At 59.4% G+C, this 12,800-nt stretch carries 11 protein-coding genes; 8 read left to right on the top strand and 3 right to left on the bottom strand.

The window, feature by feature from the left end; translation table 11 throughout:
* Nucleotides 1-290: 290 nt before the first annotated feature.
* On the bottom strand, nucleotides 291-3,215 hold the full coding sequence (locus ISP19_RS08505) for a TonB-dependent receptor (RefSeq protein WP_204680938.1): 2,925 nt from the start codon (nucleotides 3,213-3,215) through the stop codon (nucleotides 291-293).
* 459 nt (nucleotides 3,216-3,674) lie between these two features.
* On the opposite strand from ISP19_RS08505, the gene ISP19_RS08510 reads away from it, so the two are divergent.
* Together ISP19_RS08510 and ISP19_RS08515 are read left to right on the top strand one after the other, a co-directional pair.
* Entirely contained in the window at nucleotides 3,675-5,297 is a 1,623-nt protein-coding gene (locus ISP19_RS08510; protein WP_204680939.1) for an alpha-glucosidase family protein, read from the top strand.
* Between the two features lie 334 nt (nucleotides 5,298-5,631).
* Nucleotides 5,632-7,137 carry a hypothetical protein gene (locus tag ISP19_RS08515; protein ID WP_275577116.1) on the top strand — a complete coding sequence of 502 codons (1,506 nt, stop codon included), beginning with the start codon at nucleotides 5,632-5,634 and terminating at the stop codon, nucleotides 7,135-7,137.
* Between the two features lie 3 nt (nucleotides 7,138-7,140).
* Here ISP19_RS08515 and ISP19_RS21395 read toward each other — a convergent pair whose 3' ends face one another.
* Both ISP19_RS21395 and ISP19_RS08520 read right to left on the bottom strand, forming a co-directional pair.
* Nucleotides 7,141-7,266 (bottom strand): hypothetical protein, encoded by a 126-nt coding sequence (locus ISP19_RS21395; RefSeq protein ID WP_275577117.1) that lies wholly within the window; start codon nucleotides 7,264-7,266, stop codon nucleotides 7,141-7,143.
* The gene (locus ISP19_RS08520; RefSeq protein ID WP_204680941.1) at nucleotides 7,263-8,147 is read right to left on the bottom strand and encodes a patatin-like phospholipase family protein; all 885 of its coding nucleotides are present in this window, start codon (nucleotides 8,145-8,147) and stop codon (nucleotides 7,263-7,265) included. The genes ISP19_RS21395 and ISP19_RS08520 overlap by 4 nt, the downstream gene beginning before the upstream one ends.
* Nucleotides 8,148-8,554: 407 nt before the next feature.
* Between ISP19_RS08520 and ISP19_RS08525 the strand changes: the two genes are divergently transcribed.
* The 6 genes from ISP19_RS08525 to ISP19_RS08550 all read left to right on the top strand — a co-directional run bounded on the left by ISP19_RS08525 (nucleotide 8,555) and on the right by ISP19_RS08550 (nucleotide 12,712).
* Nucleotides 8,555-8,713: a hypothetical protein gene (locus tag ISP19_RS08525; RefSeq protein WP_204680942.1), complete on the top strand. Its 159-nt coding sequence runs from the start codon at nucleotides 8,555-8,557 to the stop codon at nucleotides 8,711-8,713.
* Entirely contained in the window at nucleotides 8,710-9,552 is an 843-nt protein-coding gene (locus ISP19_RS08530; protein WP_204680943.1) for a ferritin family protein, read from the top strand. Before ISP19_RS08525 ends, ISP19_RS08530 begins: the two co-directional genes overlap by 4 nt.
* Nucleotides 9,553-9,562: 10 nt before the next feature.
* Nucleotides 9,563-10,441 (top strand): SAM-dependent methyltransferase, encoded by an 879-nt coding sequence (locus ISP19_RS08535; RefSeq protein WP_204680944.1) that lies wholly within the window; start codon nucleotides 9,563-9,565, stop codon nucleotides 10,439-10,441.
* Between the two features lie 4 nt (nucleotides 10,442-10,445).
* Nucleotides 10,446-10,889 carry an acyl-CoA thioesterase gene (locus tag ISP19_RS08540; protein ID WP_204680945.1) on the top strand — a complete coding sequence of 148 codons (444 nt, stop codon included), beginning with the start codon at nucleotides 10,446-10,448 and terminating at the stop codon, nucleotides 10,887-10,889.
* Nucleotides 10,890-10,938: 49 nt separating this feature from the next.
* Complete coding sequence (locus tag ISP19_RS08545) at nucleotides 10,939-11,829, top strand: alpha/beta hydrolase family protein (RefSeq protein WP_204680946.1); 891 nt, start codon at nucleotides 10,939-10,941, stop codon at nucleotides 11,827-11,829.
* A gap of 88 nt (nucleotides 11,830-11,917) precedes the next feature.
* Nucleotides 11,918-12,712 carry a TOBE domain-containing protein gene (locus tag ISP19_RS08550; protein WP_204680947.1) on the top strand — a complete coding sequence of 265 codons (795 nt, stop codon included), beginning with the start codon at nucleotides 11,918-11,920 and terminating at the stop codon, nucleotides 12,710-12,712.
* Nucleotides 12,713-12,800 lie beyond the last annotated feature (88 nt).

Consider the following 12,800-nt stretch of genomic DNA (forward strand, 5'->3'; position numbering starts at 1 on the left):
CAGAATGCTTTGGTAGGTTGGCGGTAGGTTGGTGGTAAGCCGCAGGCGCACCCCAACGTCGTCATGCGCGATCTTGCGCTGAGCCAAGCTTCTTATTGACGCCTTCGCCAGTTGCCTCAGCGCAATCCATGCAGATGGCAATGTTGGGGTGCGCCTGCGGCTTACCGCCAACCTACGTCGCACAACGTAGCAACGACGCCTGTCAGGATAAAAGAACCCGACCCTGCAAGCGTCCGCAGGGCCGGGGAGGGGTAGGCCTGGCATTACGAGGACGATGCCAGGCACTAGGCTTACAGACTCAGGTTGACGCCGCCGTAGAACGTGCGGCCGAAGTACTGGATCGTTCCCGTGTTCGACGGGACGCCGAAATACGTGCGCGACGGCATGTTGTTCAAGTTCAGGATCTGGAACAGCAAGCTCACGTTCTTGGTCAGCTTGTAGGCCGTTTGCAGGTCGATCTCGTTTTCCGAATCGTAGTACACGAACTCGGCATTCACCGCGAGCTGCGAGTCGGAGACCCACTTCGAGCGGTAGGTGTCGGTGATGTTGCCCGAGAACCTGCCATCGTCGTAGAAGATCTGCGCGCTGGCCACGTTACGCGACAGACCTGGGAAGGCCGACAATACCGTGACGCTGCCGTCGGGGTTGCTGGTACCGAACGGACTCTGGGTGAACGCATAGTTCGCACCAAAGCCGAAGTTCGACCAGAAGCCCGGCAGGAAGTGAGTCTTCTGGAACGATGTTTCAAAACCACGCAAGATCGTACCCGGCGCATTGTAAGCCGAGGCGTACGAACCATTGAGGTAGGGCTGCCCTGTCGCCGGATTGGTCGGCACAGTGATGCCGGCCGCGGCGAAATCGAATTGGTTATACGAGACTTCTTGGATATACGTATTGATGTGCTTGACGAACACCCCGGCGGTAAACAGACCGGAGGAGTTGTCGAAGTAGTGTTCGTAATCCAGGTCATATGACATGGCCGTCATCGGACGCAGCAACGGGCTGTAGCCACCCCAGACGTTGAACGTAGCACTCGGGCCACTACCCGCTTCCCAGGAACCCGCACCCGCCAGCATGTAATTGAGCGTCGGGCGCGACAAGTCCTTGGATATCGAGAAGCGGGTCTGGTCGTTGTCGTCCCAGTGGTAGATCAGGTTCGTCGACGGGAGCCACTTGGTATAGCTCATGCCTATATTGAGCGGCACGTAGCTGGTGGAGGTGTAGCCGAACCCATCCGTGATCGGCACGCCGGTACCTGTCGGCACCTCTTCCAGGCCCGCGCTGGACTGCGCGGTATACGCCACACGTACACCAACGTTGCCGGTCAGTTCATGCCCCCACAGCGTGGTATCGATGTCCGCCTGGAAGAACATGTCGCGCACCTTTTCGTCCACGGTGCCGCTCTCCACGCCCGTCCAGGACTGGCCGCTCGGGTTCAGGTCAAGCTGCGGGTTCGCCTTCAGGCCATAGGCCGACAGTACGAGCGGCGTGTTGATCTTCAGGAAACAGGGCATGCCGCTGAACGAACCTTGCCAACACTGCACCGACGTATCGCCGCTGCTGAGCGGCAGGGGCGGTTGGCCACCCGAGGCGTCGCCCGTTGTGAAGTTGTTATTGCCATACACCCACGACGTGCGATCTGCCGTGTAATTCTGATTGTTGATGTATATGCCGGCCTGCAAGTCCGAGAAGACCGCGTCGTTGTCGAAGTCATACTGCAGGCTGGTACGGAACCCCTTGTAGTTCTCGCGGTAGATGTAGGGGGACACGTTGATTGACGTCACCGCCATATCGTTCGGGTTGGTATAGATGCCCGGATTGCCTACCGAGAGTTTACCGATGCTCTCGCCGCTATTGACGAATGTCGCGGACTGGTTCATCAGCGTCGCGGTGGAAGGGTTGCCAAGACCGTTGAACGGCCCAGCCTCGGCCCACAGGTTGTAGTCATTGCTCGAGGAATGCGACAGCGACGCATCCATATCCAGATGCCACGGGCCATCGTTCCACTTCGCGTTCAGCCCCGCGGAGAATACGTTGGAGTCGGTGGTGTCGTTTCCTGACACGGTGGCGTTGGAGAACTGCGCATTAGCCGGAGTCGCCGCACTGGTTATCGTGCCGCTGGTCAGCCCGTTGTACGCGTCAAAGCCGGGGTTGGTGATGGCGACACCGCCATTGTCGTACGCCTGCGAAATATAACCGTATTGATATTTGGTGTTGTCGAACTTGGAGTAGTACGTATCGTCCGTGATCTGCCAATGATCGTCGGGGCGCCACACGATCGTCGACAGATATCCCGTGCGACGTTCTTCACCACCCTCCTGAATCACTTCCGTACCTTCAGGGACATACACCTGCTTACCATTGAGGGAGGTGACCTGCCCCGCCAAACCATCGTATTGCTCAGCGACGTACGGCTGGTACATCTGCGCAAAACCCAGGCCCACGCCCAGCGTGTTGTCCAGGAACTTGCCCTGGTAGGCCACGCTCAGGCGGTAACCTTCCGGGTCTGCGCCGATCACGTCGGGCGCCTGGTCGTTGTAGCTGCCGCGTGCATCGACGTTGAGCGACTGGTCTTTGGAGTTTTCCAGCGGATTGGCCGTCTGCAGGGCGATGGTGCAACCCACGCCGCCTTCGATCAGCGACGCTTCCGAGGTCTTGTACACCGTTGCCTGACTGATCAGCTCGGACGGGTACTGGTCGAACTGGATGTAGTTGCTGCCGCTGGTCGACGGCTGCTCGCGGCCATCCAGCGTGGTCTCGATGAAGTTGCCCGACATGCCGCGGCAGTTGACCTGTGATGCCAAGCCAGAGACGCGCTCGGCCGAGACGCCCGGCAGTCGGGTCAGCGCATCGGCGATGGACTGGTCAGGCAGACCGCCGATGTCGGCGGCTGTCACCACGTTCTGGATGGTGTCGGCATAGCGCTGGTAGTCGATCGATTTCTCGACGCTGCCGGCAAAACCGCTCACCGTCACCGTTGCCAGGCTCTTGGCCAACTCCTGCTGGCTCTTCTGATTGCTGGTGGTCTGGTCGGTGGTGCTGCTATTGGCCGTCGTCGCGGTGCCGCTTGTTCCGTTCTGCTGCGTCGTCGCGGTGCCGGTTGTTCCGTTCTGCTGCGTCGCCGATGCCGGCGCCGACTGCGCGGACACGCCAAAGGCCATGCACAGACCCGTAGACGCTAATGCCAGCGCAAGCACATTTCGCTTGAGTATCACGTTCTCCCCTCCCCCAAAATTTTATTAGTCGCCTGGTTTTCTCATCGCTGGCGGCCAGTCTTCTATCCCGCAACATCAACACTGGCCGCTTGCACGCAGACAGGTGATGTCGTCGGCGTGAACGGATGGTAGGGCGCACTTTTCAAAGCAAACCACACCATGCATACGTATTCATAACTGCACCCCTTACGCACTCATCGCAACGCAACATGCGCTGCTTGCGCAGCCCCCGAGGTGGTCATAAACACGCAGTAAAACGCGCAATTCTCGCATTTTTCACTCGATCACGCGACACGCCGCACACGCTTCATCGCGTTCATGTACGGGCAAGGATGACGCATCCGCAGCACGAATGAATACGTATGCAAGACCCTGCGATTCGGCGCGGGCCAACGGCTAAGCTGCACACCGTTCGCAGCGCTTGGCTATGGAAGCCCAGCGCTTACAGTGGGGTTTTCAATGATCGATGCACCCTGGTGGCGCGGCGCCGTCATCTACCAGATCTATCCACGCAGTTTTCTGGACACCAACCATGATGGTGTCGGGGATCTGCCGGGGATCATCCAGCGGCTGGATTACGTGGCCAGTCTCGGCGTGGATGCGATCTGGATCGCGCCGTTCTTCCGCTCACCGATGGCCGATTTCGGTTACGACATCGCCGACTACCGCGATGTCGATCCGCTGTTCGGCACGCTCGACGACTTCGATCATCTGCTGAGCAAGGCCCATGGCCTGGGCCTGAAAGTGATGATCGACCAGGTGCTCAGCCACACCTCCGATCAGCATGCGTGGTTCAAAGAGAGCCGCGAGAGCCGGGACAATCCCAAGGCCGATTGGTATGTGTGGGCCGATGCCAAACCCGATGGCAGCGCGCCGAATAATTGGCTGTCGCTGTTCGGCGGCTCGGCCTGGCAATGGGAACCGCGCCGCGGTCAGTATTACCTGCACAATTTCCTCGCCGCGCAGCCGGATCTGAATTTCCATAATCCGGATGTGCGCGCCGCCGTGCTCGACGATGTCCGTTTCTGGCTGGACAAAGGCGTTGATGGCCTGCGCCTGGATGCGATCAATTTCTGCTTCCACGATCGGCTGTTGCGGGACAACCCGCCCAAGCCCAAGGACAAGCGCGTCGGGCGTGGTTTCAGCCCGGATAATCCGTACGCCTTCCAGTATCACCACTACAACAATACGCAGCCGGAAAATCTCGATTTTCTCGGCGAATTGCGCAACTTGCTCGATCGTTATCCCACCGCAGTGACACTGGGCGAAATCTCGTCCGAAGATTCACTCGCAACGATGGCCGAATACACGCGCGCGCATCGGCTGCACATGGGGTACAGCTTTGAACTGCTGAGCAGCGATTTCAGCGCAACCTATATCCGTCACACGGTTGAACAACTCGAAGCTCAGGTCAACGAAGGCTGGCCGTGCTGGGCCATTTCCAATCACGACGTGGAACGCGTGCTCACCCGTTGGGGCAACGGCAATGCCTCGCCTCGCATGGCCAATCTGCTGACCGCCATGCTGTGCTCGCTGCGTGGCTCGGTGTGCGTGTATCAGGGCGAAGAACTCGGCCTGACCGAAGCCGAAGTGCCGTTCGAAGCACTGCGCGATCCCTACGGCATCACCTTCTGGCCGAATTTCAAAGGCCGCGACGGCTGCCGCACGCCGATGCCGTGGGACAACAGCGCCTTCGCCGGCTTCAGCGACGTCACACCGTGGCTGCCGATCGAGCCTGCGCACCAGGCACTCACCGTCGCGCAGCAGGAAGCCGATCCGGATTCCATGCTGCATGGCTTTCGCCATTTCATGCAGTGGCGCACGGGGCTGCCGGCCCTACGCCTGGGCACGATCCGTTTCCTCGATGTGCCGGAACCCTTGCTGGCCTTTGTGCGCAGCCATGACGGGGAACAGATTCTGGCGGTCTTCAATCTCGGCAAGCAGACGCAAGCGCTGAGCCTGCCCGGTTTCGAGACGGCGCAAACGCTGGCCGGCCACGGGCTGCAGCAGGGCACGCTGGCCAATGGCCGGTTGCAACTGCCGGGGCATGGCGTGCTGTTCGCACGTCTGACCAAAGCCTGAATCGGGCCTTCTGCCCCGATGGCGGACTGTTACGCCGCCTGGGCGTCCCAACGCCGCACCGCGGCCCGCAAGGCGACCGGCAAAAGTTGCTAATGCAACCACTTACGCATGCTGCCAACCTGTCGCCGCCGCGGGAAAGAAGGGTTAAAATCCTGTAGTTCCGGCAGGGCGCACCGCATGATCCCCGTTTGGACGGTTCTTCAGTGACCGCATGCAGGCCCTGAAATCCGGCATACGACGCGCTCCCCCATGGCCATCTAGCGTGCATGCCCGCGCATGCGCGGCCCGGTCATAGTGACGCCGGTGTCGCCCCCGCAATTGAGGAACACAGGTTTTGAATACAGCGAACGATACGGCAGCACAGCAGCGTAACCCAGGCGTAAGTGGCATGAGCCTGTATGTTCCCCAGCCGCGCGTCCCCTTGCAGGACTGGTGTGAATGGACCGGCAACTCCTGGGACAAAGTGCAAGCCGTGGTAGGTCGCAGCTTCCGCAGGCCGGCGCCTTATGAAGACGCCTACACGATGGCCGCCACCGCGGTGCTGCGCCTGATTCGCCAGTACAACGTCGATCCGCGCAACATCGGCCAGCTCTCGCTCGGCACGGAGAGCAGCAAGGACAATTCCGCCGGCGCCGTGATCGTGCGCGGCATGGTCGATCGCGAACTGGAACGCCTGGGATTGCCGCGCCTTTCCCGCCAGCTGGAAGTCCCCGAATTCAAGCACGCCTGCCTCGGCGGCGTGTACGCGCTCAAGAGCGCACTGCGTTATGTCGCCTTCGACGCCAAGGGCAAGCAGGCGATTGTGGTGTGCAGCGATATCGCCGAATACGAGCGCGGCTCCAGCGGTGAACAGACCCAGGGCGCCGGTGCGGTGGCCATGCTGGTCGAAGCCGATCCGAAATTGTTTGAAGTGGACCTGGCCCATGCCGGCAGCGCGTCGGATTATCGCGGCCCGGATTTCCGCAAGCCGTTTGCACGCCATTTCGATCAGGATTACGGCCAGCGCAGCAAGCGTGCGCATGACTTCCCGGTCTTCAGCGGCAAGTACTCCACCTTCGCTTATCTCGACGAAACCGGTCAGGCGGTGGATGCGATGCTGGAGCGCCTGGGCATCTCCGATCTGGACTTCATCAACGGCGCGGATGGCCTGTTCTTCCATCGCCCGTACCACATGATGCCGCTGCAGGCGCTGGCCTTCATCTACGCTCGCGCATTGGCGCGCGCGCCGCAACCCAACGCTGAATTCCAGGCCCTGTGCGAACAGGCTGGCGTATCGGCCGAGGGCGTGGTCGAGGAATGCCGCAACAAGCCGGATCTGTATGGCGAATTCGTCCGCCTCGGCGGCGGCGCTGACGCCGCACAGGAACCGCATCCGCTGACCACCAAGCTGTCCGGCGTGGTGCGTAAGAGCGCGGCCTTCCAGAAGCTGCTGGCCGAACGGGTGAAGCTCGGCACCGATTGGGCGATGGAGTTGGGCAACCTGTACACCGCGGCGCTGCCGGCGTGGATTGCCGCAGGCTTCGAGCAGGCGCTGGAAAGCAACACCGACTTGTCGCATGCCAGGCTCTACGCGATCGGTTACGGCAGCGGCGATGCGTCAGAAGCGATTCCGTTAAAGGTGGTGCCGCAGTGGCGCGAAGCTGCCGGCAAGATTGGCTTCCGCAAGGCGCTGGCCGCGGCCACGGATCTGTCGCAGCAGCAATACGAAGCGCTGCATGACGGCAAGCACGCCGAGTTGAGTTGCCCGCCGCGCGATCAGTTCAGGATCGCACGCACCGGCAACACGTACGAAGCGTCGTTCCAGGACCTCGGTGTGGACTATTACGAGTTCGTGCCCTGATCTTTATCGCAGCACCGTCATTCCGGCCGCTACCGGAATGACGGTGAGCAAGCGGCAGTTTCCACCACACAGCTGGAACAGCCACTCGCCGCCGATCGCATCGCCAACCGGCAAGATCGGATCGATCACCGCAACCGCGCCTTCAACACCTGCTCCGAATCCCGTAGTCCCAGCTCATAGGCATCCCGCACCGTCGTTTTCGGTGTGCAGTCCCAGGTCGAGACAGGGATGCGCTGACTCGGCTGCCAATACGTCCGCCCCAGCCAGGTAAACAGCGGCGGAAGCTTCGGATAGTGACGCGTAAGCATCACCAGCGTACTCGATCGCTCCTGCTCGGACTGCGGAGGAATCGGCGCGTTATCGGTATAGCCGCCATCGATGGCGTGCTCATCCCCCACCAGGCGGGCGGCCATCAAGGGCGGCGCCGAAGCCGCCGCAATCAGAATCGCCCGCGCGACTTCGAAGCTGTCACAGTCATTCAACACCATGAAGTCCTGCCGAAGCCCCAGCAACCCGGGGAGTCGAGGGTGAATGCTGTTCCACAGGTACTTGTCGACCAGATAGGCCAATGTTCCCGCCGCCACCGACCCTCTCACACCAAGCAATCGCGCGGGCCGCGTAAGGGCCACGGTAAGACGCGACGAAGACTGGCGTAGCGTGGAAAACGTAGCCGACGTGAGGAACGACTCGATCCACGCGGGATACATGTACTGGTGCGCGAACTTCAGCTTCAGTTTTGACAGCGCCGACCAATCGAAAATCTTTGGATTGCCTGCATAAAGCCTCAAGCAGGCATGGAATGCCGTATCAGCGCTTTCCGCGAGAAAGGACGCCGCAACAGCCGCCCCCGCACTGGTGCCGACCAGTTGTGCTGGCAGACGCACATGATGCTTCACCAGCTGCCGCAACGCCCCCGCCTGCCACCAGCATCGGTTCCCTCCGCCGGCGAGGACCAGGGTTTCGACCCTGTTGAAGTCGAGTGTGCGAACTTCATCGACCTTCCCAAGCATAGGTTCCTTTCCTGTGTAAGGTCACCGGCTTTGCAAGCTTGGCATTCGCTTCAAAGCATACGCCATCGAATCACCCGATTCGAAATTCACCCATGCGAACGCGCAATGCCGCATGGAGCAACCGACCGGCGACGCCGCGAAAAGACTTTTAGTGCATGTTCGCTGCCGCTCATTGCCGTATTTATCGTCATTCGCACAGAACACCCAATGGGGAGCCGCAAAGCTGTCACCTCTTATAAACGTGACCCATTAGCCAGCTCAAGCCCAAACCGCGAGCCTTTCAGACTTGTCTGATCCAATCCCCAGGAACACCGAGTATAGATTGCGGCGGAACAGATCGGAGCGGCCGCAGAGCAAGGAGTTCACGGATGTACTGTTTATGTTCTGACGCATCACACGACGACATCATGAGCAAGCAGCAACTAGATCCGCTGCCATTTCACCTGATGATCGACGCCTATACGAAATGTGCAGAGGGATGCGGTTCCTGCATCGAAGCATTGCGCGAAAGATTTGAGATGGAATACTCCGACGCTCATGGGGCCACATCCGTCGAGGCCGCATGACGATGCTCTTTCCCTCCATATTCGCCCGTCTCGAAGAGAACCGATGGAATCTCGGGACCGACATCCGCTGGCAGGATTTCGACGCATCGAAACTCACCGAGCGGCAGCTTCACGGCATAAAGATGAATGCCATTCTCGAATGGTCCGCCATGCCGACCGCAGAAATGTTTCTGCGCGACAACAGTCATGACGCGGATTTTTCGGCCTTTATCAGCATCTGGTTCTTCGAAGAGCAGAAACACAGCCTGGTTTTACTGAAGTACCTGAAGCAATTCGCTCCGGAATTCTGCCCCACCGAAGAGGAACTATCGGCTGTACGTTTTTCATTTGACAGCGCACCGCCACTGGAAAGCCTCGCCCTGCACTTCTGCGGTGAAGTAAGACTCAACCAGTGGTATCGCTGCGCCAGCGCCTACCATGACGAACCCGTCATTCGACAGATTTACAGCACACTGGCCAATGATGAGGCGCGGCATGCACGCGCGTATCTGGACTATATGCGCAAGTCGCTGAAATCGAAGACACGCGAGGCATCACTGGCATTCGCGAAGATTGGCGTCCTGATGACCAATGCTCGCCTGAATAAGGCCATGCATCCGACTAATCTGCATGTCAACAAGCGCCTCTATCCCGACGACACCGTCAACGGACGCTTACCCGATCCGGAGTGGCTGGAACATTGGTTGAGCAACGAGATCCGTTTCGACAGTCAGTGGGAAAAGAAAGTCGAGCTGGGCATTCTGAGCAACTTATCCGGACTGCTCGGCCACGAGTTTCCAAACTCGCACGCACTTCGCAGCTACCACAAGCACCTCACCAAAACAGCGGCCGCAGCATAAGGACGACGCCATGGCCACCCAGGCAGATATCGCTTACCACTACGACGTTGCGAACGATTTCTATGAAGCGTTCCTCGACAAGGAACATCGCGCTTACAGTTGCGGAGTCTGGAAGGCCGCAAAAACGCTGGAAGAGGCACAAACGGCGAAGCTCGATCGACTTTGTCGCTACGCCCACGTAGTTCCGGGAGACCGCATCCTGGATGTCGGTTGCGGCTGGGGCGGGCTGATGCACCACGCCGTCGCTCGATTTGGCGCGACTTCTGCGCACGGACTTACGCTAAGCAGAAATCAATACGACCACGTGCACGCAAACGCGACGCCGTCCATCTCGGTTGAACTTTGCTCATGGGCGGACTTCAAGCCTGCGTCACCTCCTTACGACGCCATCATTTCCGTCGGAGCTTTCGAACATTTCGCATCCATGGAAGATCGGCGAATTCAGCGCCAACGCGACGTCTATCGCCGCTTTTTCGAATGGTGCCAAGACGTATCGTCCACCGATGCCTACATAGGCCTGCAAACGATCGTCTCCGCACGAACCCCACAAAACACCACCGAGGTTCGCGACACCCGATACCTTCTTGAAAGAGTATTCCCCGGCTCAGCGCTACCCAGCATCAGCGACATTCAGGCAGCGACACTGGATCTCTACGAAATCTCGTCATCCAGACGGATCGGACTGGACTACGCGCACACACTCAAGCACTGGAACGAACGGCTACTGGGCAGCCGCCCATTCATCGTGGCGAATTATGGTGAAGCGGTGTTCGAGCACTACCGAACCTACTTCCAGTCGGCGATACGCAGTTTTCAATCAGGCGTGGTGGACCTTTTTCAAGTGTCCTTGAAACGCGCTACGACCACGCGCCAAAGCGGCAAACGATGACGCGATGCAAAATCCATCAGAAACCGACCGCGCTTTTTCCCATGCCCGTGATTTCGATCCCATGCCATTCGAGATCGATTTCACGGGCTATATGAGCAATACCGTCGTGGTCCGATGGATGGAGATGCTTCGCGTCCAGATGATGCGCAGGTACTTTTCGGAAATTGACACCGGCTCTTGGGAACACCTGTCGGTCGTCACCAGGACCGAAATCCATTACGCGAACCCCGTCCGATATGGCGAACTCATTCGAGGTACGACCTGGGTGGAAGATATCGGCAGAGCACGATGGCGCGTTGGCTTCGCGTTTCAGAACACGTTTCAACGAAACCTCGCCATCAGCGCACGACAGGACGGCACCTTCCTGAACCCGGAGTCGCTCCGCCCCGTACGCGTACCGGAAATCATTCGAAAGAGGTTTTTTGCCCTTACCCATGCGGTGGCTTAGCACCGGTCCACCTACCCGATAAATCCTTTCCATCCAAAAGGAGCCCGCGATGCACACGGCACAGAAGCCAGCCAAGAAGAACGACGTAGGTTTTGCAGATAAACCCGCCATCGGGGTGCTGCGCGCCCTGTTCCCGATCCTGTCCAGGATTGCCCCTGCCGTGGCTACGAAGCTTGCACTCCGCATTTTCCTTACCCCGCAGCGCTTCAAGACGCCTGAGTGGGAAATGCCATACCAGAATTCCGCCAAGCGCTCTGCGGTCATCGTCAATGGCAACCGTGTCGAAACGTATACCTGGGGCAGAGGCGTCAGGAAAATTCTCCTGTGCCACTCATGGGGCGGCCGGGGCACCCAGCTCGCTCACTTCATTCGACCACTGGTCGAACGCGACTATACCGTGGTGACCTTCGATGCACCTGCGCACGGCCGCTCCACCGGCAAGCGCACCGACATGATGGAGTACTCCTCGACCATCCACGAAATGGTGAAAAGACACGGAGGCTTTGATGCCATCATCGGTCATTCGTTCGGTGCCGGAAACACGATGTTCTCAAAGCATCTATATGGATTTGATGTCAGGAAGATCGTCCTTATTGGCTGCTTTGCCCACGGCGCCTGGGTGATGGATCGCTTCAGTGAAATCCTCAATATTCCCGGCAAGATAGTGCTGCGCATGCGCAAATTGCTGGAAGAAAAGTACGACAACCGCCTCAAGTGGGACGAGCTGGACATCGTCAGCATGGTAGATAGGGATACCTCCCGTGTCATGTTGGTTCACGACAAGGACGATAAAGAAATACCCTATTTCAATGCGATGAAATTCCTGGAGTCTTGCCGGGACAAGGTGGTTTTCCTTGGCTCCAACAAGCTGGGCCATCGGCGGGTTCTGCGCGATTCGCGGGTTATCAACGTGGTGTGCGACTTCATCGCTGCGACCTGACACTGGCTTATCCCGGGCCACGTACCACCCGCACCCACCTTTGGCTAGACTCACCCCCGTCATCACACAAAGATGGGCCGGACGTGCCATGTTCAAGCTGAAGGGCATGCTTTCGCTTCAATCCGACGACCAGACGCTGGGCGGTGCTGACCGCATCGCCCTGCTGGCGAAAATCGGTGAAACCGGATCGATCACCGCCGCCGCCCGCGCCGTAGGCATGAGTTACAAGGGCGCCTGGGATGTGATCGACGCCATGAACAACCTCTCCGACGAGCCGCTGGTCATGCGCGTGGTGGGCGGCAAAGGTGGCGGCGGGACGCGTCTGACCGAACGCGGACAGCGGTTGATCGAAGCCTTCGCGGCGCTCGAAGACGTGCATCGCCGTTTCCTTGAACAGTTCGAAACGCTCGCCGATGCTTCCGCCTCCGACATCAAGCTGATCAGGAGCCTTATGTTCCGAACCAGTGCACGCAATCAGCTGTCGGGCCGAGTGGTGGCCATCCACAAAGGCGTGGTCAACGACACCGTCGAACTGGCGCTTCCCGGCGGCGAACATGTGGTGGCCTCGCTGACCAGCGAAAGCACGCATGATCTAGGACTCGAGATCGGCACCGAGGCGATCGCGCTGATCAAGGCCTCATCCGTGCTGGTGGGATTGCCGGATGAGAGCATGCGCTTGTCCGCACGCAATCAATTCGCCGGCACGGTGACCCAGGTCACCTTCGGCCCCGTCAACACCGATATACGCATCCGGCTTGCGGGAGGAGCGGCGATGTGCGCCATCGTGACCACTGAAAGCGCCCAAGCCCTGGGTCTGGAAGAAGGCGTGGCAGTGGTGGCGATCGTGAAGGCGTCCAGTGTGATCCTGGGGACCAGCCGCTAACTCGTCCGCCGCTGCTCCGGCACCTGTCAGCAATGACCAGCATGGTTGAACCGTCGCTTTTTCTCACCCAAACCGGCATATACTCGGC

The sequence above is a fragment of the Dyella flava genome (genome assembly GCF_016904955.1).
Lineage (GTDB): Bacteria > Pseudomonadota > Gammaproteobacteria > Xanthomonadales > Rhodanobacteraceae > Dyella_B > Dyella_B flava.